The 22,549-nt window shown below is 60.8% G+C and carries 20 protein-coding genes and 2 pseudogenes; 5 read left to right on the top strand and 17 right to left on the bottom strand.

Features of this window, described 5'->3' with window-relative positions; translation table 11 throughout:
• Positions 1-40 precede the first annotated feature (40 nt).
• Complete coding sequence (locus tag XI08_RS28710) at positions 41-1,195, bottom strand: citrate synthase (protein ID WP_271576956.1); 1,155 nt, start codon at positions 1,193-1,195, stop codon at positions 41-43.
• A gap of 145 nt (positions 1,196-1,340) precedes the next feature.
• On the opposite strand from XI08_RS28710, the gene XI08_RS28715 reads away from it, so the two are divergent.
• Complete coding sequence (locus tag XI08_RS28715) at positions 1,341-2,714, top strand: CoA transferase (RefSeq protein WP_271576957.1); 1,374 nt, start codon at positions 1,341-1,343, stop codon at positions 2,712-2,714.
• 97 nt (positions 2,715-2,811) lie between these two features.
• Here XI08_RS28715 and XI08_RS28720 read toward each other — a convergent pair whose 3' ends face one another.
• Positions 2,812-3,180 carry a nuclear transport factor 2 family protein gene (locus XI08_RS28720; protein WP_271576958.1) on the bottom strand — a complete coding sequence of 123 codons (369 nt, stop codon included), beginning with the start codon at positions 3,178-3,180 and terminating at the stop codon, positions 2,812-2,814.
• A gap of 130 nt (positions 3,181-3,310) precedes the next feature.
• Between XI08_RS28720 and XI08_RS28725 the strand changes: the two genes are divergently transcribed.
• Positions 3,311-4,195 carry a LysR substrate-binding domain-containing protein gene (locus tag XI08_RS28725; RefSeq protein WP_442869869.1) on the top strand — a complete coding sequence of 295 codons (885 nt, stop codon included), beginning with the start codon at positions 3,311-3,313 and terminating at the stop codon, positions 4,193-4,195.
• Here XI08_RS28725 and XI08_RS28730 read toward each other — a convergent pair.
• Together XI08_RS28730 and XI08_RS28735 are read right to left on the bottom strand one after the other, a co-directional pair.
• Positions 4,144-4,352: pseudogene (locus XI08_RS28730) on the bottom strand (GMP synthase (glutamine-hydrolyzing)); the annotation flags it as partial. The gene XI08_RS28725 and the pseudogene XI08_RS28730 overlap by 52 nt on opposite strands.
• Positions 4,353-4,360: 8 nt before the next feature.
• Positions 4,361-5,323, bottom strand: a complete 963-nt coding sequence (locus XI08_RS28735) for an AraC family transcriptional regulator (RefSeq protein ID WP_271576959.1) — start codon at positions 5,321-5,323, stop codon at positions 4,361-4,363.
• A 214-nt stretch (positions 5,324-5,537) separates the two neighbouring features.
• Here XI08_RS28735 and XI08_RS28740 point away from each other — a divergent pair, with 214 nt between their 5' ends.
• A complete protein-coding gene (locus XI08_RS28740; protein WP_271576960.1) occupies positions 5,538-6,308 on the top strand; it encodes an alpha/beta fold hydrolase in 771 nt (256 codons plus the stop codon).
• A 426-nt stretch (positions 6,309-6,734) separates the two neighbouring features.
• On the opposite strand, the gene XI08_RS28745 is transcribed toward XI08_RS28740, so the two are convergent.
• From XI08_RS28745 to XI08_RS28765, 5 genes are all read right to left on the bottom strand, one after another.
• Complete coding sequence (locus tag XI08_RS28745) at positions 6,735-7,523, bottom strand: crotonase/enoyl-CoA hydratase family protein (RefSeq protein ID WP_271576961.1); 789 nt, start codon at positions 7,521-7,523, stop codon at positions 6,735-6,737.
• A 57-nt stretch (positions 7,524-7,580) separates the two neighbouring features.
• Positions 7,581-8,681: an NADH:flavin oxidoreductase gene (locus tag XI08_RS28750; RefSeq protein WP_271571484.1), complete on the bottom strand. Its 1,101-nt coding sequence runs from the start codon at positions 8,679-8,681 to the stop codon at positions 7,581-7,583.
• 83 nt (positions 8,682-8,764) lie between these two features.
• Positions 8,765-9,964 (bottom strand): ABC transporter substrate-binding protein, encoded by a 1,200-nt coding sequence (locus XI08_RS28755; RefSeq protein WP_271576962.1) that lies wholly within the window; start codon positions 9,962-9,964, stop codon positions 8,765-8,767.
• Between the two features lie 91 nt (positions 9,965-10,055).
• Positions 10,056-11,651, bottom strand: coding sequence for a class I adenylate-forming enzyme family protein (locus XI08_RS28760; protein WP_271576963.1), 1,596 nt, complete (start codon positions 11,649-11,651; stop codon positions 10,056-10,058).
• Between the two features lie 349 nt (positions 11,652-12,000).
• Positions 12,001-12,393, bottom strand: coding sequence for an oxidoreductase (locus XI08_RS28765; protein WP_271577020.1), 393 nt, complete (start codon positions 12,391-12,393; stop codon positions 12,001-12,003).
• 158 nt (positions 12,394-12,551) lie between these two features.
• Here XI08_RS28765 and XI08_RS28770 point away from each other — a divergent pair, with 158 nt between their 5' ends.
• Positions 12,552-13,115 (top strand): MarR family winged helix-turn-helix transcriptional regulator, encoded by a 564-nt coding sequence (locus XI08_RS28770; protein WP_271576964.1) that lies wholly within the window; start codon positions 12,552-12,554, stop codon positions 13,113-13,115.
• 92 nt (positions 13,116-13,207) lie between these two features.
• On the opposite strand, the gene XI08_RS28775 is transcribed toward XI08_RS28770, so the two are convergent.
• The 5 genes and pseudogenes from XI08_RS28775 to XI08_RS28795 form a co-directional block, all read right to left on the bottom strand.
• Positions 13,208-13,987 carry an SDR family oxidoreductase gene (locus XI08_RS28775; protein ID WP_271576965.1) on the bottom strand — a complete coding sequence of 260 codons (780 nt, stop codon included), beginning with the start codon at positions 13,985-13,987 and terminating at the stop codon, positions 13,208-13,210.
• A gap of 118 nt (positions 13,988-14,105) precedes the next feature.
• Positions 14,106-14,236 (bottom strand): annotated as a pseudogene (locus tag XI08_RS28780) (enoyl-CoA hydratase); the annotation flags it as partial.
• A gap of 112 nt (positions 14,237-14,348) precedes the next feature.
• Positions 14,349-15,053: an SDR family NAD(P)-dependent oxidoreductase gene (locus XI08_RS28785; RefSeq protein WP_271576966.1), complete on the bottom strand. Its 705-nt coding sequence runs from the start codon at positions 15,051-15,053 to the stop codon at positions 14,349-14,351.
• Positions 15,054-15,071: 18 nt separating this feature from the next.
• Positions 15,072-17,393, bottom strand: a complete 2,322-nt coding sequence (locus tag XI08_RS28790; protein ID WP_271576967.1) for a molybdopterin-dependent oxidoreductase — start codon at positions 17,391-17,393, stop codon at positions 15,072-15,074.
• A 16-nt stretch (positions 17,394-17,409) separates the two neighbouring features.
• Positions 17,410-18,033 (bottom strand): TetR/AcrR family transcriptional regulator, encoded by a 624-nt coding sequence (locus tag XI08_RS28795; RefSeq protein WP_271576968.1) that lies wholly within the window; start codon positions 18,031-18,033, stop codon positions 17,410-17,412.
• Between the two features lie 174 nt (positions 18,034-18,207).
• On the opposite strand from XI08_RS28795, the gene XI08_RS28800 reads away from it, so the two are divergent.
• Positions 18,208-19,407: an acetyl-CoA C-acyltransferase gene (locus tag XI08_RS28800; RefSeq protein WP_271576969.1), complete on the top strand. Its 1,200-nt coding sequence runs from the start codon at positions 18,208-18,210 to the stop codon at positions 19,405-19,407.
• Positions 19,408-19,657: 250 nt separating this feature from the next.
• Here XI08_RS28800 and XI08_RS28805 read toward each other — a convergent pair whose 3' ends face one another.
• From XI08_RS28805 to XI08_RS28815, 3 genes are all read right to left on the bottom strand, one after another.
• On the bottom strand, positions 19,658-19,954 hold the full coding sequence (locus XI08_RS28805) for a YciI family protein (RefSeq protein ID WP_271576970.1): 297 nt from the start codon (positions 19,952-19,954) through the stop codon (positions 19,658-19,660).
• Between the two features lie 375 nt (positions 19,955-20,329).
• Entirely contained in the window at positions 20,330-21,340 is a 1,011-nt protein-coding gene (locus XI08_RS28810; protein WP_271576971.1) for an NAD(P)H-dependent flavin oxidoreductase, read from the bottom strand.
• Positions 21,341-21,361: 21 nt separating this feature from the next.
• Positions 21,362-22,549 carry an acetyl-CoA C-acyltransferase gene (locus XI08_RS28815; protein WP_271576972.1) on the bottom strand — a complete coding sequence of 396 codons (1,188 nt, stop codon included), beginning with the start codon at positions 22,547-22,549 and terminating at the stop codon, positions 21,362-21,364.

Consider the following 22,549-nt stretch of genomic DNA (forward strand, 5'->3'; position numbering starts at 1 on the left):
CCAGAGGACGCAGATCGCTCCGATCAAGCCGTAGCTTGCGCTACTTCCTTAGCTTCGGTCCGATATACTGCGCTCTGGGGCGGATCAATCGTCCTGTCTCAATCTGCTCAAGACTATGCGCGATCCAGCCGACGACGCGGCCAAGTGCAAAAATGATGAAAGGCGAGTCAGCCGGGAGAGCATAAGCGTCCGCAAGCGCTGCAAGTGCAAAGTCGATGTTGGGCAGTTCTCCGGTCATCGCCTCGGCGACTGAGCAGATCTCCGCGAACATGTCGCTCGGTCGGAATTGCGCCAAAAGGGACGCCGCGCGCGGATCACCTTCGGGATAGAGCGGCTGGCCAAATGTCGGGAGCGGTTGACCTCGTGATAGCCATTGGCTCACCGCCTGTTTCGACCCGATCTTCTTCGCATCCTGCATGAGCATAAGCAGCATTTTCGAAGCTGCGCCATGAACTGGCCCCGTGAGGGTCGAAAGGCCGGCAAGGACACATGCTGAAAGCGGCGCCCTGGTCGAGGCGCAAATTCGAGCCGCGAACGTGGAGGCGTTGAGCTCGTGGTCCGCTAAGAGAACCAGGGCGCGCCGAAGGATATCTTCGGCCTCTGGCGAGGACCATGCTGCCGCCAATCGGATGTGAACTGGTTGGGCTTCAGCGGCTTGCCGACCGATCATCGTGTCGTAGAGGTTACTGCATAGACGCGTACCCTGTCCCACCAGGACGGCACGAGAGAGGCCAAGCGTGGGATGCGCTTCTCCGATCTGTTCGGCGAGGAGTTCAAGTGCTGCATTCAAGGGAGAGCGCGCGGGCACCGAAACAACATCGTGACTCCGGGCCTGGTGAAAATGAACGGAGTCGGTCTCCCATAATAATGCGGCAACATCTTCAAGAGACGCCGTTTCTGAAAGCGTTACGGCATCATTTCCCCGATAGTAGAGACGTCCATCCTGAATGGTGGAAATCGCCGAAGGCAGGATTGGATCGCCCCAGTCGATCGTCGATGCGGCGACGGCTGCTGCGGCCCTCCGGCCGGAACGCTGGCCAGCGAGGCCTTTCACGTCGTTACGATGATAGAGGCTGCGCCGTGAATCAGCAGGGTCAGGTTTAACCCGGATGCGGCCGCGGCTCACGTTCGCATAGAGCGTTTGCGGCCGAACGCCGAGGATAGCAATCGCCTCCGACGATGTGATCCAGGTCACCGAGCCACCTTTATATTGATGTGATCGATCAAGATTGACGTCAACACCATCACGCGGCGAAATTCAATTCACTTCGAAAGCAGTGGGCGGCGCCAGCCAGGTCGGATGCGCACATCCCCGGTGCTCACGGTGAAGGATGCTTGGCATGACGGGGTTTGCCGCTACTTTGACGAAAGAATGCTGGGCTGCTTTGGGCGGCTCCTCCCAAGCGCTTGATCAAGTTGCTTTTGAAAGCCCGGGGGGACTCCCCTCCGTCTTTGCCGTAACCGATCTGGCCAGCGCCACGATTGCGGCTGCTGGATTATCGCTCGCCGAACTGTCGTATGTCCTAAGCGGCAAACAAGCGCGAATTCGCGTTGATCGGAGATTGAGCTCAATCTGGTTCTGGGCCTCGATCAGACCGATCGGTTGGCAGCCCCTGCCCGCTTGGGATCCGATCGCTGGGGATTATCCCACCAGCGATGGGTGGATACGACTTCACACCAATGCTCCGCACCATCGGGCTGCCGTCCAACGCGTGTTGGGACTCGAAGGAGACAAGGCGGCGATAGCTCAAGCGGTCGGAACCTGGTCGAAGACTGCGCTTGAGACCGCAATCATTGAAGCGGGCGGCTGCGCCGCCGAAATGCGATCGATTGCCGAATGGTCTGAGCATCCACAGGGACGCGCTGTATCTCGGGAGCCGCTGGCACATCTCGCCACGGCAGAACCGGGTTCGTTGCCGAAATGGAGCCTCGACCCGGTGCGTCCACTCGCCGGGCTGCGCGTTCTGGATCTCACGCGCGTGCTGGCTGGGCCGGTCGCGACCCGCTTTCTGGCAGGTTTTGGTGCGCACGTATTGCGGATCGACTCCAGGGACTGGGACGAACCTGCCATCGTTCCCGAAACAACGCTGGGCAAGAGGTGCGCGCGATTGGATCTTCATACCGTGGAGGATCGCAAAGTCTTCGAGCAATTGCTGTCGCGTGCCGACGTCGTCATCCACGGCTATCGTCCTGGCGCATTGGACAGGTTGGGCTATTCCTCCAAGGTTCGGCGGCAGCTGTCCCCGGGCCTGGTCGATGTCAGCCTGGATGCCTATGGATGGTCCGGCCCATGGGCCGATCGCCGCGGCTTTGACAGTCTCGTCCAAATGAGCACTGGCATTGCCGACTTCGGAATGAAAAGGGCTCAAGCGAATAAGCCTGTGCCACTTCCTGTTCAGGCGCTTGACCACGCGACCGGCTATCTCCTGGCGGCGGCCGCCATTCGAGGCGTGACGCGCAGGCTGCAGAAGGGCTGCGGTTGTGACGCGCGGCTCTCGCTCGCGCGCACCGCCCAAACCCTTATCGCACACCCTCTTGACGAGGCTGAGGGCCCGCTCGCTCCTGAGGGACTCTCCGATCGGACAGAAGACATCGAAACGACCTTCTGGGGCAAGGCTCAGCGTGTCCTCCCTCCGGTTCGCATCGATGACATATCGATGCGTTGGGAGACGCCGGCGCGCCCGCTTGGATCGGATCCGGCCGAATGGTTCTGATCACTTCGAGCGCGGCCACTGCGATTGCAGCGCCTGCGCAGCATTGACGCGTGTGAGATGCTTCACAGCATGGGTGCAACAATTGAGCACCCAAACCTCAGACTTTCGATGTCATCACTTTCTGCACAATCCTCCATGTCCCGTTTACCTTCAGGCACGACAACAGGTCCGTGAAGGTACGCGGCGGTATCTGCAATTTCACCTTCAAGAGCGCGAGCTCTCGTTCAACATCTATCGATAAGATCTGGTCGTCACGCTCGAAGTCATGTTGCTTCGGAGCATTCATGTTGCGGACCGATGCTAGCCACGCCGCAATTGGCGTTACAGCCACATCCCCGTCCTCTCCGACCTTTGTTACCGAACTTGAAGGATGAAATATGGACGCAAATTTCTCCGCATCCATTTCGTAAGCGGCGTCGAAATATGTCTGCGCCAGAGATCGCAAGGCGGGAACATCCGTGTCCATGGTAATCCTGAAGTTGTTTTGGCCAAACGTGAGACGGACGCCTCACGCCGTGTTTGCGAAACTAGGCCAAAGTCTTTTATGACGATAGCCGTCTTGCATGGCAAAGCATCATGAGCAATATTCATAAATCATGACGAACGAGCTCAACGAACTTTCTGCTTTCGCGATCGTCGCCAGCGAACGGAACTTTACGCGCGCCGCGGTGAAATTGGGCGTGTCTCAATCGGCACTGAGCCATGCAATCCGGAGGCTCGAGGAACGGCTTGAATTGCAGCTGCTCGCTCGGACCACCAAGAGCGTCGCACCAACGGCTGCCGGGGCTGCCTTGTTGAATGATCTGTCCCCCGCGCTCGAGCAAATCGCTCGTGCGGTCGACCGAGCCCGAAGCGTTCGCCATCAACCTGCAGGGCGCCTGCGAATTGTAATGTCTCGGTCAGCTGCCGTCATGGTGTTGTTGCCGAGGCTCGCGGCCTTCACGGAGGCCTACCCTGACATCGTTCTTGACGTCGTCACCGTCACCGGCCCCGTAGACCTGGTAGCGGGCGAGTACGATGCCGGTATCCAGCTGGGCGAGTACATTCAAAAGGACATGATCGCGGTCCGCGTCACGCCGGAATTGCGATTGGCGGTGGTGGGCTCGCCTCGCTATTTCGCTTCAAGGCGCATCCCCCTAAAGCCGAAGGATCTCAACGACCATCGGTGCATTACATTGCGTCTTACGGGTGGTCCGTATCGATGGGAGTTCCAGCAGGGACGAAAGTCGGTCACGATCAACGTGAACGGACCACTGATCATCGACGATACCCACCTGGTGATGCAAGCGGTGCTGGCTGGCGTTGGCCTCGGCCTAGCCTATGAAGAGCAGGTGGCCGGGCATATTGCGAAGCGTCGACTTATTCGTGTTCTGGAAGATTGGACCCCGCCGATCCCCGGCTTCTTTTTGTATTACCCGAGCCGTCACCATCAGCCAGCCGCGCTATCTGCGCTCGTGAATGCGCTACGATCTCCTGGATAAGGACCGAGCCGCGACAACAGCAATTGTCGCGGCCGAAACCGACCCGTGGAGCGACCGGCGACCTCGTTGATGATGCGCGTGGCGGTCTCGCCAAGGAATTTCATGTCAACTGGTAGAAGTCCGCTGTCATGCCGTCGGTGGAGGTGACGGCGCGCAAGGTCGAGGTCAATCGGATGCTTTCACTTCCGAACCGTTCGGTTGCGCGTGGTCTCCATCAAGACGCTGAGCGGCCCGGTAGCGACCGGGCGACAGGCCGTGATGTCGGTGGAACAGTTTTGAAAACGCCGCCGCTGTCTCGTAACCGACCCGGCTCGCAATCCGGGCGATGGGCTCGTCGCTGGTTTCAAGCAGGAACGCCGCTTCCGCCATCCGGCGTTCGATCACGTAACGATGCATGGACTGACCTACGAGCCTGGTGAAGCGCGCTGAAAATACCGAGCGGCCGAGCCCCACGCGCTGACCGAGGTCGCTCAGGGTCCAGGGCCGCTCCGGGTTTTCGTGGATCAGCTTGAGCGCCGGTCCGATATGCGGGTCCGATATGGCCCCGAGCCAGCCACCTTGTCCGGGACTGAGAGACGCGATCCAGCTTCGGAGCGCCTCGACAAAGAGCACTTCCGTCAGTCGTGAAAGCGCGACGCGTTGCCCGGGACGCTCGAGCGCGGACTCGCTGACCATGCGGCGCAGGATGGCTTCGAGCCAGCCACCGTCCGCCGTCGGCTTCAGCAGGAGCACGGGCGGAAGTAGCTCGAGCACGCTGCCGAACGAGGGCCGCGACACGGTGAAATTGCCGCAGATCATGGTCGAGAGCGGCTTTGCACGGCCGCCGTGACGAACGACGCCAAGACGTGCCGACGATCGATCGAGGTCCACAATCTGCAAAGGCTTGGCCCGGCGATCCGAATAAAACACATGGGGCTCGCCGCGCGTGATGACGACGAAATCGCCCTCGGTCATCTGGATTTCCTGTCCGTGTTCGAGGGCGAGGGTCGCCGAGCCCCGGCTGAGGTAATGAAACAGCGCGTAGGGGCGCGCCGGCAGCTCCAGATTCCAGGGGTGGCCGAGCTCGAAGTGGAAGAGCAACGTCCCACCGAGACGAACGCGATCGAGCACCTGGGCGAGGATATCCATGCCGCCCAAGCTAATCCGATGGACGATCGGACACAACATCCGGACGATTGATCCCTATCGTCCGAAAAGTCCACGGACTAGGTCATCCCGCAGCGGGCCGACATCACGTGCGGCAACCATTTCGCCAACGGCGGATGGAAGAACCGCGACCTGGAAACGCCTGTCCATTCCCCCCGGACCTCATTTCCGTCCGACATGCCAACAGGAACATTCAATGCGAAATATCCTCCTCTCAGCCGCCACCGTGCTCCTGGCCGGAACGACATTGGTCGGCTCCGCTTATTCCGCTGAACTGCCCAAGGGCGCAGCCCACAACATCGTGCTCGTGCACGGCGCGTTCGTGGACCAGACGAGCTGGCAGCCCGTTGCCGATATTCTCACGAAGAAAGGCTACCGCGTCACGCTCGTGGAAAATCCGCTCACCTCACTCGCCGCCGACGTCGATGCCACCAAGCAGGCGCTCGCGAAGCAGGACGGCAAGACCGTTCTCGTCGGCCATTCATGGGGCGGCGTGGTGATCACGCAAGCCGGCAACGATCCCAAGGTCTCGGCGCTGGTCTATGTCTCCGCCTTCGCACCCGAGGTCGGTGAATCCCTGGCGTCGCTCGCCAAAGCCGGCCCGCCGACCGAAGGCGGCAGCGCGATCCATCCCGATGCGAAGGGCAATCTGTACATCGACCCCAAGGTGTTTCCGTCGGCCGTCGCGGCCGACCTTCCTCCGGAGATCGCCGAGCACCTCGCCAACTCGCAACTGCCGCTGAACCACGTTGCGTTCGAGGCCCCGGTCGACATTGCCGCCTGGCACGACAAGCCGAATTTCTACGTCATCAGCACGAAGGACAAAGTCATCGCGCCCGAGGCCCAGAAATCGTTCGCAGCCAGGATCAAGGCCCAGACGACGGAAGTCGCCGGCAGCCATGCTTCGCTCGTGGTCCATGCAAAGCAAGTCGCCGAGGTCATCGAAAAGGCAGCGCTCGCCAAGTGACGAACCTGCTCCCGGCGCCTTGGCGTCGGGAGCGCCCCCCTACTCCCACTCAATCATATCGGACGACGTTTCGCCGCTGATTTGCAAGCACAATTCTTCACGTGTGCGGACAAATTCCGACGATATAGCCGCTGCAATTTTTCGGTCTTGAATTCACAGAAAAATTCGAGCCGCTCGCAACGCTGGCGATTCCGGTACCTATCGGGGTCAATCGACTGATCCGCGCTGCCAGGGTAGCGAAGATCGCCGTGCGCGCACTGGTGCGGTGTAGATTCAAATACCGTCAGAGATCGGGAGGGTGCTTGGCCCCTCGCTCGGTCCGCACAGACAAAGGCGTTCTTGCCGAGGGGATGAATATTCTCTTGATGCTTCTCTTTGTCGCTTCCCCCGACCCGCAAACGAACGTCTATCGGGTGCCAGCCGGATCTAGTTCCCGCGGAACACTGCCGAGCGACGTTCCACGAAAGACTGGATGCCCTCTTTCATGTCTTCGCTGCTGAAAACGCGATCCTTGATCTTCGGGATATAGTCGATCGCCGCTCTTTCGCCGGCCTCGATGTACTTCAGCGCGGCCTCTTTGGTTACCTGAATGCCGATCGGAGCGTTCTTGGCGATCAGACCGGCAATTTCCATCGCGCGCGGAATCTGCTGACCAGGAGCGACGACTTCCTGAACAAACCCGATTTTGTACGCCCGCGCTGCGCTGAACTCGTCGCACAGGAATAGGTGGTACATCGCGTCCCCCCAGCCGGCCCGGGTCAAGTACCGGAAATGGGCGCCACCGAGCGGCGCGATCCCGCGCTTGGATTCCATTTGGCAGAACCGGGCGTCGTCGGCAGCCACAACAATGTCGCCGGCCAACATCATTTCGATGCCAATCGTGAAGCATATCCCCTGGACCGCCGTCACAACCGGTTTACGGCATCTGCTTTTCAACGCGAAGGCATCGATGTTGCCGGGCCTGAGCTCGGTGTTCTCGGCCGTCGGTCCAAAGAACTTCGGCATATCCAACCCGGCCGTGAAATCCGGGCCTTCGGCGCAAAGAACCCCGACCCAATAGTCGTCGGTGCGGTCGAGAAGCGTCATCGCATCCGACATCTGCGCCATCATCTGCGGGCTGAAAGAATTCTTCTTCGCCACGTTGTCGATGACGATCTTGAACACATGCCCATGCACCTCGGTACGGATCTGACCGGCCTGCGTCTTCTCGCTCATTTGCTAGTCTCCGATTTGCTTGCAGCGGCGACGCGCGGTGTCAAAACCGTTCATAGCTCAGCTCAGCGCCGCAAACGCAGTCCGTTCGAAAGCCATCAGTTCTTCCGTCCGGCCATCGCGTACCTTCAGCAGCCACTGCGGGTCCTGAAGCAGCGCCCGCCCCACCGCGACGAGATCGAACTCCTCGCGATCGAGGCGGCGGATCAGCTCGTCGAGGGATGCCGGACGGGAGCCCTCTCCGCCGTACGCTGCGATGAACTCGCCGGTCAGGCCGACCGATCCGACTGAAATCGTCGGCACGCCCGTCACCTTCTTCGCCCATCCCGCGAAGTTCAAATCCGAGCCATCAAACTCCGGCTCCCAGAAGCGCCGTTGTGAGCAATGCAAAACGTCAACTCCGGCGTCGACCAATGGTCTTAGCCAGTCTTCCAGCGCCCGAGGTGTGTCGGCGAGCTTTACCTCATAGTCCTGCTGCTTCCACTGGCTGATCCGCAGCAATATCGGATAGTCTGGTCCCACCGCTTTGCGCACCGCGTGGACGATATCAGCGGCAAACCGGGCCCGGCCCGGCAGATCCTTGCCTCCATAGGCATCCTCGCGGCGATTGGTACCTTCCCAAAAGAACTGGTCGATCAGATAGCCGTGCGCGCCATGCAATTCGACGGCATCGAACCCCAAGCGCTTCGCGGCAAGCGCCGCATCGGCGAACGCGCGAATAGCGTCCGCGATATCCTCTTCGCTCATCGGCTCGCCGAACTTCTTGTCGGGTCGAGACAGACCAGACGGGCTGTCGTAGGCTCCGGGCGGAGACCAATTCTGAGCACGTGTGCGGACGGCTCCGACGTGCCATAGCTGCGGCGCCATCAGGCCCCCCGCGCCATGCACCTCGTCAACCACGCGGCGCCACCCGCCCAACTCCTTCTCGCCATGAAAGCGGGGAACATTCGGATCGTTCAGGGATGCCGGACGATCCACGCCCGTCCCCTCCGATATGATGAACCCGACCGCTCCTTCGGCACGGCGGCGGTAATACTGCGCGACGTCTTCGGTTGGAATTCCACCCGGAGAGAATGAGCGCGTCATCGGCGCCATCACGACCCGGTTTGGCAGGTTCAGCCCTTTCAGCTTAAAAGGCCGGAAAAGAACGTCGGTCACTATCTGCACTCCGTGAATTCGAACTTCGCACTTTCCGACGCAAACTCAACAAACCGCGCCGTCGACTCCGGCCTCAACGATTGAGCTCATTTTTGGCCTGCAATGAGCACGTCCCCGAACTGCTCCCACGAACTTCCGGACCAACGCTGGAGCTGAAGCTGCGTGTAGGCCATGCTATTCTCGGGACCTGTGTTGATCGTAATGCCCGGTATGACGGTGGGCAGCGACAGCCCGCGGATGCTCCGCGATTGCTTGACGATATTCTCGCGCGAGAGATCGTTGCCGCACTGCTTGAGTAGCTGCTCCAGAATCTGTCCCTGCTGCGTCCCGAACACATAATTGGCATCGCCGATATCGGCGCCAGGAAGGTATTTGGCGAAATGGTCACGATACCATTTGATGCCCGGATGGTCGGCCCATTTCTTATCGTTCGGATCCTTGGTGATCGTCGCAGCGATGATGCCTATGGCCTTCTCCGGCCCCGCCGGAACGATGGTCGAAGACACAGAGCTCGAAACGAAGTTGATCAGGAAGAGAGGCTTCCAACCGATCTCGTCGGTTTTCTTGATGGCTTGTGCCGCGAATTTCGGCGTGCCCGCGACCAAAAACGCCTCGGCGCCGGACGCCTTCAGCGACACGACGTGGGAATCAATCGTCGGCTCGGTCACCTCGTAAGAGGACACGACGACTTTCTTGTCGAAATCGTCCTTCAGGTAGGCTTTGAATGCATTGACGAAGTCCTTACCCAAATCGTCGTTCTGATAGAGGATCGCTATCTTCGCGTCCGGGCGGCTCTGCGTGATGTACTTCGCGTAGATTCGTCCCTCCGTATCGTAGCTCGGCAACCCCGTCGTGGTCATGGGAAATTCAGCAAAATTGGTGAATTTGGTGACCCCGCTCACCACGAAAAGATGAGGCACTTTCTTGGCGTTGACGTACTTTATGGTGGCACTGATGCCGGGGGTACCCAGCGGACCGAACAGGAAGGCGACCTCGTCGCTTTCTACGAGCTTACGGGTCTGCTCGACCGTCTTGGGGAGACTGTAGGCATCGTCGTAGGTGATGAGGTTTATCTTTCGTCCGTTGATGCCACCCCGCTCGTTGATCGAATTGACGTATGCAATCAGGCCCTTTCCAGTGTTACTGAGCGGCGAAGCGGGGCCGCTAAACGGAAAGGTCGCCCCTATCTTCACCTCGGACTCCGTCACTCCAGGCGTCTCCGCGCGCGCGGCCGCGCCGGCGATCGATGCCGCCAGCGTCGCAACAATCATGGTCCTTCCGAACATTGCCATCTCCCTTCGGCGACGACCGCGTCGCGCGCCATTTTCCTTTGACGGATCAATTCGATTGGGGACGCCTCGCCGTTTCCCGCGTCCGTCAGCCTGCAGCCGTCGCGCTGGAGGTCTCTGCGCTTACCCGCGCGTTCGCCATCTCCCGCAACTTGTGTTTCAGTATCTTGCCGGTGGAGGCCGAGGGCAAAACGTCAAGCACGATCACTTCGGTCGGACGCTTGTAGGAAGTGAGCAGTTGGGACGTGTACGCCTTCAGGTCTTCGGCGTTGACGCTGGCGCCGGGGAGAAGCTGCACGAATGCGACCACTTCCTCATTGCCGCTCGACTTTCGTCCGACTACGGCCGATTGAACGACCTGGTCGTGCGCGTTCAGCACTGCCTCCACCTCGGCGGGGTAGACGTTGAACCCGGAGCGGATGATCAATTCCTTGGTCCGGCCAGCGATGTAGAGATGCCCGTCAGCATTCACGCGAGCGAGATCCCCCGTGTTGAACCATCCCTCGCTATTGATCGCCGCGGCCGTCAGGTCCGGCGCGCGGTAGTAGCCGAGCATCACGTTCGGACCCCGAACGTGTAATTCGCCGACCTCGCCCGGTGCCACTTTTTTGCTTTGCCCATCCACGATCCGGTGCTCGATGCCGGGAAGAAATGGGCCGACCGACTCATCCGAGACAGGGTATTCCGAACGGACCCCCGATAGCCCCGGCGAACACTCGGTTATGCCGTAGTTGTTCAACAGTGGGATGCCGAACTCGTCCTCGATCCGCTTCTTGAGATCGAGGTCGAGCGGAGCGCCGGCGACCGCCATGACCCGCAGACTGCCCCGCTCGAGCCGTTGGATGCCCTTGACCGCTTTGTATTCGAGCAGACGCTGATATGTGGCAGGCACGCCAAACAGGCTCGTAATCCCCTCCTCGGCGATAGAATGAGCCAGCGCGGCGGGATCGGCCTTGGCTACGACATGTAACGTGCAGCCGTGCATCAGCGTCGCGATCAGCAGGATCGAATACCCGACAATGTGCGACATCGGCAGCACACCGTAGATGCGGTCACCCGGCCTACTTTGGCGAAGCACTCCCGAAGTCTTCGCGGTAAAGAGCAGGTTGCGGTGGCTCAGCATGACTCCCTTCGGCGCACCGGTCGTACCCGAGGTGTACAAAAGGCCCGCGACCTGGCGGGCGCCGTCCTCTTCGACCGGCTCAGCTTGCGCAACTGCATTGAGAGAACCGATACCGATTCCACCGAATGGCCCCACAGCGCCGATTTTCGCACCGACGCGATTGGCATGATCGGCCGCTTCCTTCGATAGCGCTGAGTTGAACAGCACGCGCTTGGCGCCGCTGTGCATTGCAATCAAGTCGACCTCTCGGGGCGAAAGGCGGGGATTGGCTGGAATACCCCAGGCATCGAGCTTGCTCGCCGCGAAGAGCATCGCTCCAAGAGCAACGCTGTTCTCGCTCGCAATTATCACACGATCGCCGGGTCCAATGCCCAAACCGGCAAGATCCTTCGTCGCCGCGTCGACAGCATCCGAGAACTGCCGGTAGCTCCACGGACGACCTCCTTCCACGAAGGCTGGTTGATCGGGCATGTCCCGCACGAACGGCCCGTAGACTTCGTGTACCCTGGATGGCAGGCCGTTCAGCAATTCGGCCGCGGTGAATGCGTCCACGCTACTCATGCCATTCCTCCCTGGTGCCCCCTTTTCGGAAGCGCTGCGGCCGCCTTCAAACGAGGCAGGTCCGTCCTTTCAGTCTATCGGCACATTGAGTAAACAGTTCTAAAATAGAACTGTCAAGTTCTGACAATTGCATCACAGTAGCCTTGGCGAATAGCATCGTCCCTCTTCTACAATTCCTATTTGGAATTATTCGGATGCAGGACGCTCGAGAGATCGATCAGATGGGACCTGAGGAAGCGCAGTGCTCGTTGACGTGCTTCATCGCGGTCCGGCGCTCGCGCGGGTTTGCCGATCCTGCCTGACGGTCCGGACCGCCCGTATTCGGGCAATCGCCCGACTATGATTGGACTCACCCCACCGCTTCAGCCGATTGCAGTACTGGATAGTCGGTGTAACCGGCGACGCCGCCACCTGCGAACGTAGCGCGATTGTAGGGATTGAGCGCCGCGCCGAGTTGGGGACGGCGCGGTAAGTCCGGATTGGCAATGAAGTGCCTGCCGAAAGCGACGGCGTCGCCCTGGCCAGCGCGGATCGCAGCATCGGCCGACGGACCGACGAAGCCGCCCGCGAGAATCAATGTTCCGGGCCAGAACCGACGCAAATCATGGATCGCGAGCGGCGCGCCGGCTTCACCGGCATCGGTGTCGCGGGCTTCGATCATGTGAACGTACGCAATATTGAGAGGAGCCAGCCGGCTCAGGACATGGCCTTGTCGCGGCCTCGCAGACGGGACAGCCCGCATCCCGTTACGGCGTGAACTGACAGGTCCGGGCCGGGCCTCGCCCGCATCAAGTACCCTGCCGTTCCGGTGATGAATGCGGCTCCCGGAACGCTCCTCCCGCAAACGGTGTCGAGGAGCCGCATCTTGCCGCGACTGCGGCAGAAGGGCATTTAGGTGTCATGGGCACGACAACCAGGAAATCGACCGAAAGGCAGAACGTCAGCGAGGCACTGACGGACCTACAGCAGGTCGCCTGCACGAACACGGCGTTGCGGCGCGCGTCGCGCCGCCTCGGTCAACTCTACGACGAAGCATTGGCTCCGACCGGATTGCGCGGCACACAGGTCAGCCTGCTGACGCAGATCGATGCAATGACTTTGCCGACGAATCGAGGCAATGCTGCCGGGCCGACGCTTCAGGCGCTGGCATCCCAGCTGTCTCTGCGCGTCTCCGGCATCACGCACGCTCTAGCGCCGTTGGTCCGCGACGGGCTGGTCGAGCTGGTGCAGGACACGCTCGACGCGCGCGTGAAGCACGCGCTGTTGACGTCCAGAGGTAGAGCGCGCCTCGCCAAGGCGGTAGAGCATTGGGCGATCGCCAACCGTCACGTCGAAAAGATCATGGGAAGCGCGAAAACGGCGAAGCTGCGTGAACTGGCGGATCAGATATCCATGGAGACTTTCGATCTGTCCGTCGAACCTGGAATTTCCTCGTGCAAGCGCAAGACGAAAGCGGGAGTCTGAGCGCGCCTGCTTTGGTTCATAATAACAGCTCGATGGACGTCGGCGAGCCTCTCAAAGATTGCTCAGACGTAGTTGCGCTCCAACGCTGCTACTCACCATTTCTCGGCCCACGGCCGGAGCACGACCTCGAACGCCCAGGTCGATCGATGCTGACGATGCAGTTGCAGATAGGTTTCCGCGATATGGTCGGGGTCGGCCATATTGTCCTCGACAGTCGTCCCCGCCAGACGGTGCGCGCGAGTGCCGTCCTCCTGAGTCCAGCCGATCGCAGCGTCGATCGGCACATTTGCTATGTGGATACCCTGAGGCATCAGTTCTCTCGCCATGCTTTGCGCGAGTCCGGACTTGGCATGACATGACATTGCAAACGCGCCACTTGACGGGAAGCCTTTGAGCGCTGCGCTGGCGTTCGTGAAGATGATCGTTCCCCTCGCGCCGTTCGCGTCGGGTTCGTTTCCGAGCATGAGCCGAGCTGCTTGTTGACCGACCAGAAACGCGCTGAACGCAGAGTTTCGAAGGGTTTCGAGCACCATGACCGGGTCGGCTTCGATCACGTTCTTGCGGAAAATGCCGGGAACCCGGCCATCGATGTTATGAACGACAAGCCTTGGCGTGCCTACGTCCTGAACGACGTTCCCGAACAGCTGTGCCACCGCCGCCGGGTCACTTGCATCGCAGGCGTATCGAAGCACACCATGCGTCTTCTCCAAGGCTTCAAGGACCGGCTTTTCGGGATTCCTGGCTGCGACGCAGACACGCATGCCGTTGTCCTCGAACAGTCTGGCGCAACTCGAACTGATGCCCGGACCGCCCCCGACGATAACCGCAATCTCGTGCACGGAACTTTGGATACCGCGGTCGGATTTAGTCATGTTGCCCCTCGGCTGCATTTGGGTGACCGGCACGGTCCCCGCCACAATTTTCGTGAAGAGATTTCTTCCCCGCGCCTTCGCTACGCCTGGCGCGGCAAGGCAGCGATGGTGGGTTTACTCCGAAATCCGGATCCTCACCGTTGCGTTCGATCATCCGGCGCAACGCCGGCGTGAGATGACATCGGACAGCGAATTTCGGACCTCCGGTCGGTTCAGGGTAGTCACGGTGACGCGATCCTCGTCCGTACACGGCCGTTCGTCCCTCTATTAATCATCTTGACCTTCAAGTCCTGCGCTACGGCGCTCTCCAAGACGAGGTGGCACGGAACCCGCTGTGACCGTGCTTCCAGCGAGCCGGGCGTCACCAGTTCTCGCCGAATGGCCGCAGCTCCGTGAGGAACGACCAGGCCGACCTGTTTTGCCCATAGAGATGATAGAGTTCGTCCGCGACGGCAGCAGGCTTGATAAAGAATTCGTCGGGCTTGTCGCTCATCCGCGCGCGCATCCGAGGCGTGTCAATCACGGCATCGATGAGCACATAGGAGACGTGCACGCCGAGAGGCCACATCTCACGCGCGATGGATTCGGCCAGAATGCGCTGCGCTGCCTTTGTCGGGGCGAAGCCGGCGAAATTCGCCTTGCCTCGGATCGAAGATGTGTTTCCGGTCACCAGGATCGCGCCCCTGCCTCGGTTGACCATGTCAGGAGCCACTTCGCGCGCGAGGTACAACAAGCCCATCACGTTGACCTCGAAATTGCCCTTCAGCATCTTCGGATCGATCTCGCGAAAACTCCCCCAGCCACCTCCTACTGCGTTGTGGATGAGAACCTCGGCCGCGCCAAAGCGGTGCTTTATATCGCTGACCGCGGTGTGCACTTGGCTCTCATCTGATACGTCGCAGGTCATCGCGTGCACGTCGGGGAGCTCTTGGGCGAGGCGATTGATGAGCTCCGCTGAGCGCGCAAGTGCTGCGACACGGAACCCGCCGGCGGAGAACCGCCTGACGATGGCAGCTCCGGTGCCTGGCCCTACCCCGGTTACGATCGCGATCGGTTTCTCGGTCATTTAACGCTTCCCCTCCAGCTATTGTCCGGCGGCTCTCATATGAATTCGCTCGGACCGCGCCTGATAGGCGGCGGCCTCGCGCGGGGACACCAGTGCCAGACGAACCGCGACGTTCTTGTGGTAGGGCGTGCCCGCGATAGGATCGCGGTTGCCGCTCTCGGTGAGCAGATTGATTCGGGGCCCATTGATCAAGCGCTCTCCGTCCGGCGTAGGATAGGCCTGACCGTAGCCGTGCGGCAGCGCCAATTGCCCGTTTCGCATGGCGTTATCGACCTTACAGCGCACGACGAGCCGGCCAACCACCGACTCGACTGCGATCCAATCGCCATCTTGCGCACCCAACTGGCTCAGATCGCTCGAATTGATCAACATTGCGCCGTCTGGATCCTCGCGACGCCACGCGGGATCGCGAAAGATCTGATTGGCGTTGAACATGCGGCGGCCGCCGGCGGCTAGCATGAAGGGAAACTCCTTTGGAGCGCCCGCGGCTTGCGGATCGAGACGCGCCAGCCAATCCAGCATTTCCGCCACCGCCAGCCGAACCTTGCGATCCGAATGACCGATCAACGACCAGACCTCCTCATACTCGTGGCGGGTCACTGCGGTGCCCTGCCTGGCTGCCACGATCGTATCGAACAGGAGGTCGCCGAGCCGATGATCCGCCACCTCGTCGGATGCGCCGATCGCCCGCCGCACCGCTTGCGGTGTTCGCTTTGCGCAAGCCAGCGCCGCGATCCACAACGGAGCCGCGGCCGCCGTGCCATCCGGAAGCGTTTGCCCAAGCGTGTGATAGAGCACAAGGGCAGCTACTGCCCTTGGATTCTCTGCAGTGAAGGCACGAAAGGCGGCTGCGAATTCCGGTCGCGAGCGCCGTGCCGCATCGAGCAGCGGTGCGAGCGCATTGTCGCCGGGAAGAAGCCCCAGGGCGGATGCAAGCCGCGTGTAGATCTCAGGCTCCGGCAAGGTGCCGGCAAACGGCGGTAATACGCCGGCTCGCACATGGAAAAAATTGGTTGGAAACTCGAAGTTGAAGAGCGTGAACTCGGTCTTCTCGTATTGCGATGACGCCGGGAGAACGTAATGCGCCAGCTGGGCGGTTTCAGTCATCGCGACGTCGACCACCACACATAGTTCGAGCGAGCGCAGCGCGCGTTCTACGGCCTCCGTATTCGCTGCCGTGTTGGCGGGGTTGGAACTGTCGATCCAGGCGCAACGTAGCCGGTCGGGATGGTCATTGAGCACGGCCTCGGGAAAAATGTTCGGCGGCAGCAGGCCGCCGATAATCGCATCGCCAGTCGGCACGAATGTCTGGTTCGGAGAATTGCCCCACAACGGTTGAAGCCAGCTATGCAATTGGTTCGTGCCTTTACGGCCGAAATTCCCGGAAAGCATGATCAGGAGCTTTTCGAGGTAGGAGTTGAGCGTCGAGTTAATGCCTTGCTGGATACCGAGCTCAACCCGAACCACCATGGCCTTCGCCGCGGCGATCATCGCGGCGCAACGCTCCAGATCCGCGATCGAGATATCTGCGGCGGCGGCCCATTCTCCTACGGGGATATCCAATAGCGCCTGCCTCACTTCCGAGAAGCCGATCGTGTGCTCCTGAATAAAGGCGTGGTCGATCCGGTCAGACCGAACAAGCGTGGCCAGCAGCGCGCCAAGGAGAAACGAGTCCGTGCCGGGACGGACCGCGAGATGCAGATCCGCCATTTCGGCGGTTTCGGTTCGCCGGGGATCAATGACGATCAGCTTGCGTGTTGGATCCTTGCGGATTTGATTGAGATGATCGCGCGCATTGGGAAAGCCGTGCGCAATCCAGGGATTTGCACCGATGACAAGCAGGAGATCGCAATGATGGACGTCCTCGGTGGTGTGGCACGTCTGGCTGCCGAACATGTGGCCATTGACCCAGAAGTCGCCGGTCTTCTCCTGCGAAAGAGCGTTGAAGACGTTACGCGAACCGAGCGCACGCAACAATCCAGCGGCATAGGCGCCGCCAGCGTGGTTTCCCTGCCCGCCCCCACCATAAAGAGCGATACTCTTGCCACCATACCTGTCGACGATACCTCGCAGCCGCTCCGCGATTTCTGCGATCGCCACGTCCCACTCGATTTCATCAAAACCGCCGTCGGCGCGACGACGCAGCGGAGTGGTAAGCCGGTCTCTGTGGTGCGCGTAATATGGAATCCTGGTCGCCTTGTTGCACAGGTAGCCCCGCGATCTCGGACTTGAACGGTCGCCCCGAACTTTCTCAATGAGGCCATCATTCACCGAGACTTCAATGCCACAGTTTATGTAACACAAGTTGCAGGCTGTCTTGAGCCATCTGCCGGCCGTCATGGGGACCTCCCGAAGGTTATGATTTTTTGCAGTCGATCGCCTCTACTGCTCTTCGCGGTGGCTTTCGAACCCGGCCCTCGGCCGTCAGGCGTCCAGTCTCGAGAATGCTGTCGGAAAGCTTTCCGGTGCCAACCGCGCGCGACAGCACGATAGACCCGACCATCGTGGCGATAGCTCCTGTTGCGATTTGGCGGGCTTCTTGAGGGGCTTCATCCGGAATCAGCTCGGCAAGAACCTCGATCATCTCCTCCAGCTTCGAAGCAAGGGCTCGCCGTTCACTCGGGCCCGATCGGGCGACATCGGCTGCCAGAGCCGGAAGCGCGCACCCTTGTTTCGCATTATCCCGATGGCGGGGGCTAAGATAGTCAGCGATCAACGCCTCGAAGCGCTCCCCATTTGCCTTCTTGTTTGCCAGATTTTTCCAACGCGCGACCATCTGGTCCATGGCAAAAGCGATCGCTTCGCCAACAAGCTCTGCACGGGAACCGAAATGGTTGTAGAAGCCACCATGCGTCAGACCAGCGAGCTTCATCAAGCCGACGACGCTGATCCCCTTGGTACCGTTTTGGCGCAAGCCAAGAGACGCGTTCTCAACGATCCGTCTGTAGGTCTGACGTCTGTGGCTTTCTACGTATCGCATCGCTACTCCGTGCGAGCTTCCAGGACGACCTGCTGTCCCAACCGCTCCCCTCCCCCTGGACATTTCTGGTGCCGCACAGCCCTGAGGACAGGGTCGGCAAACATTCCATTGCAATGCTGACCATCTTATATGATAATCGTCATATAACAACAGCAATCAACAGGAGAGTTCGCCTTGGCCGTTGCTTCAGATCCTGTCGTTATCCTTTCCGCCGCCCGCACGCCGCTCGGCCGTTTCATGGGCGAGTTGTCGCCTCTGAGCGCCAACAAGCTCGGTTCCCACGTGATCGGCGCTGCGCTTGAGCGAGCGACGTTGTCACGGGAGAAGATCGGCGAGGTGTTCATGGGCAATGTGTTGCCGGCGGGACAGGGTCAGGCACCGGCGCGCCAGGCTGCGCGCGGCGCCAAACTGCCCGACGCGACGGGCGCCACGACCATTAACAAGGTCTGCGGCTCCGGCATGAAGGCGACTATGCTCGGCCATGATATCATCAAGGCGGGGTCAGCGGAGATCGTGCTGTCCGGCGGAATGGAAAGCATGAGCAATGCACCCTATCTGCTGACGAAAGCGAGGAGTGGATATCGCGCCGGGCACGACCGGATCATTGATCACATGATGATGGACGGACTGGAAGACGCCTATGAGACCGGGCGTTCGATGGGCGATTTCGGCGAGGCAACAGCGGAGGCTTATCAATTCACCCGCAAGGACCAGGACGCCTACGCGATCGAGACGTTGACCCGCGCGCGCAACGCGGTCGAAGGTGGCGCGTTCAGGGCCGAGATCGCGCCGATCACGCTCACAGAAAAGGCCGGACAGCGGATCATCGCGAACGACGAGCATCCGCTGAAAGTGGATCCCGCCAAGATTCCCGGATTGAAGGCAGCGTTCCGCGTCAACGGCACTATTACGCCGGCGGCCTCCTCCGCCAATGCCGACGGCGCTGCGGCTCTCATTCTTGCAAGACGCTCCCTCGCCGATCGCGATGGCCTACCCGTGCTGGCAGAGATCAAAGGTCATGCCACCCACAGCCAGGAGCCGCAATGGTTCACCACGGCGCCGATCCCGGCGATCCGCAAGCTGCTCGACAAGGTCGGCTGGAGTGTCGGCGATGTCGACCTGTTCGAGATCAACGAAGCCTTTGCCGTGGTCGCGATGGCGGCGCAGAAAGACCTCGGCATTCCCAGGGAGAAGCTGAACGTCAACGGCGGCGCCTGCGCGCTCGGTCATCCCATCGGCGCCACCGGCGCGCGGCTGATCGTCACATTGTTGCATGCCCTCGAAGCCCAAAATCTCAAACGGGGCGTGGCGGCACTCTGCATTGGTGGCGGTGAAGCGACAGCCATCGCTGTCGAGAGAGTCATCCACCGATAACACCGATATTCCCGCAACCGGCTGGCTCTTGTTGATTGCCAGTCCTTTGATGTCGGACCTGCTGATCCAGGTTCGGATTGTGTTGCTCGACGATCCGACAGTCTCGCCGGGCTTTGCAGGCCGACCGTGGCCTCGCGCGGCCGGTCGGCGGGCATAGGCGACGCCGATGCCGCTCGAGACGCCGGTAATGAGTGCTGTCGTCGTAGATATGCTCTCAATGAGTGTTGCCACACTGGTCCAGACAAGGATGTCAGCCCCGCGCCTTCAGATGCAGCATCGGGTGATGCTCGTAGTGGCCGGCGCCATTCTTCACGATGGGGTCTTCCGAGGTGATCGCCTCGATGTCGAGATCATCCGCGATCTGGTAGAGCGACACGCCATAACCGCCGCTCGGGTCCATGACAGGACCGTGCGCGACGATCTGCCCCTTTGCGAGCAAATCATCCAGGAACGCACCGTGCTGCTTCATCCATTGTTTCTCATCGGCGCTCATGGTCGCCAGAAACTCCGCCCGGGGCGGAATGTACTTGCAGAGATAGTACTTCATTGGTCGCTCCTCGGTGAAAACGACATTTCCGCTCGATTGTCAGCCTGGTTCGCGGGTCCAAGGACGACCTTATCGTTCAGGCGGTCAGGCGGGTCTACGACGATATGAGCGAGGATATCGCGAGCCGCATGGCAGCGAGCGATGATCCCTGGAGTCGTTCGTGCGTCATTACGTGTCGAACTAACACCGCGATGATCCGGGGGCGGGATGCGGGCTTGCGGCAATGGCGGCGGCCCTCACCTTGCATCCTCCTTCGATCAACAGCTCGCAAACCGCCATGCCGCGCTCAAATTGATAACAGGTCACGCAGACGGGCGCTGAATCCGATCAGCGAGTATTGCTCTCGGCACTGAAGCGTTCGCTCGCAAGTCTTTGTCATGCAACGGCGCGCGTGGCCGCATTGGCGACAGTACCGTCAAGAAATCCAGTCAGCCGCTGCCGGATGATCCGTTCGGCCTCCGTCATGATGCGATCAATCAGCTCCTTCACCGTCGGGATATCGTGGATCAGTCCGACGACCATGCCGCAGCTCCAGGCGCCCGCGTCCATCTCGCCGTCAACCATCACCTTGGGGTAGACACCCGCTACCTGCTCATGGATGTCCTCGATCTTGAGGCTCGCCCCCCTCTCGCGCTCGACTTCGAGCAGCTGGGTGACGCCCTTGTTCTTCAGCACGCGCTCGGTGTTGCGCAGCGCACGCATCACCAGCACGGTGTCGAGTTCGGTGGCTTGGACCAGGGCCTGCTTCACGTTGGCATGGACGGGGGCTTCCTTGGTCGCGACGAAGCGGGTGCCCATGTTCATGCCGGCCGCGCCCATCGACAGCGCGGCAACGAGGCTCCGCGCGTCCGCCATGCCACCCGAGGCCACGAACGGAATCTTCAATTCATCCGCCGCGCGCGGCAGCAGGATCATGTTCGGGATATCGTCCTCGCCGGGATGGCCGCCGCATTCGAAGCCGTCGACGCTGACCGCGTCACAACCGATTTTCTCGGCTTTCAGCGAATGGCGCACCGACGTACATTTGTGAATAACCTTGATGCCAGCCGCCTTCAGTGCCGGCATGTACTGCTCTGGGCTGCGGCCGGCGGTCTCCACCGCCTTGACGCCACCTTCCTTGATCGCGGCGATGTATTCCGGATAGGGCGGCGATGTGAAGCTCGGCAGGAAGGTCAGATTCACACCGATCGGCTTGTCGGTCATGTCGCGGCAGCGCGCGATTTCTTTTGCGAGCAGTTCCGGCGTCCTCTGCGTGAGGCCGGTGATGATCCCGAGACCGCCGGCGTTCGACACCGCTGCGGCCAGTTCGGCGAAGCCGACATAGTGCATGCCGCCCTGGATGATCGGATGCTGGATGCCGAACAGTTCAGTAATGGCTGTCTTCACGTGCGATTCTCCGCTTTCCGATCAGTTGACGATTTCAAACAGGCCCGCCGCGCCCATGCCGCCGCCGATGCACATGGTCACCACGCCGTACTTCGCCTTGCGCCGCCGCCCCTCGATCAGGATGTGACCCGCAAGCCGCGCGCCGGTCATGCCATAGGGATGGCCGATCGCGATCGAGCCACCGTTGACGTTCAGCTTGTTCGGATCGATGCCGAGCTTGTCCCGGCAGTAGATCACCTGGACGGCATAGGCCTCGTTCAGCTCCCAGAGATCGATGTCGTCGATCTTCAGACCGTACTGCTTCAGAAGACGTGGGATCGCCGCGACCGGACCGATACCCATCTCGTCCGGTTCGACACCGGCCGCGACGAAGCCGCGGAAGATGCCGAGCGGCTTCAGGCCCTTCTTCGCGGCGATCTTGTCGCTCATGATCACACAGGCCGACGCGCCGTCGGAAAGCTGGCTGGCATTGCCCGCGGTGATGGTCTTGCCTTCGAACACCGGCTTGATTTTCGAAAGTCCTTCCGCCGTGGTCTCGGGGCGCGGACCTTCATCCTTCGACAGGATCACCTGCTGATAGGTGACCTCCTTGGTGTCCTTGTTGACGACAGCCATCCGGGTCGTGATCGGGACGATCTCGTCATTGAAGCGGCCGGCCTGCATCGCGGCACCGATGCGGCGCTGACATTCAAGGCTGTATTCATCCTGCCGGTCGCGGCCGATCTTGTAGCGCTCGGCGACGACCTCGGCGGTGTCGAGCATTGACATGTACATGTCCGGCTTCATCGCCATCAGTTCGTCGTCGACGGCGTGGAACCTGTTCATGTGCTCGTTCTGCACCAGGCTGATCGATTCGATACCGCCTCCAATCGCGATTTCGACGCCGTCCAGCATGACGGAGCGTGCGGCGACCGCTATGGCCTGCAAGCCGGACGCGCACTGCCGGTCGATCGTGGTACCCGCGACCGTTGCCGGCAAGCCGGCACGTATCGCACCCTTGCGGGCGACGTTCATCACCATGGTGCCCTGTTGCATCGCGCAACCCATCACCACGTCCTCGACCTCGCCCGGTTCGATGCCCGCGCGCCTGACTGCTTCGGCCATCACGTGGCCGGCCATGGTCGGACCTTCGGTATTGTTCAGCGCGCCCCGATAGGCCTTGCCGACGCCGGTACGCGCGGTGGAAACGATAACTGCCTCTGTCGTCAT

Origin of the sequence: Bradyrhizobium sp. CCBAU 11361 (genome assembly GCF_028128935.1) — a bacterium.
Taxonomy (GTDB): domain Bacteria; phylum Pseudomonadota; class Alphaproteobacteria; order Rhizobiales; family Xanthobacteraceae; genus Bradyrhizobium; species Bradyrhizobium niftali.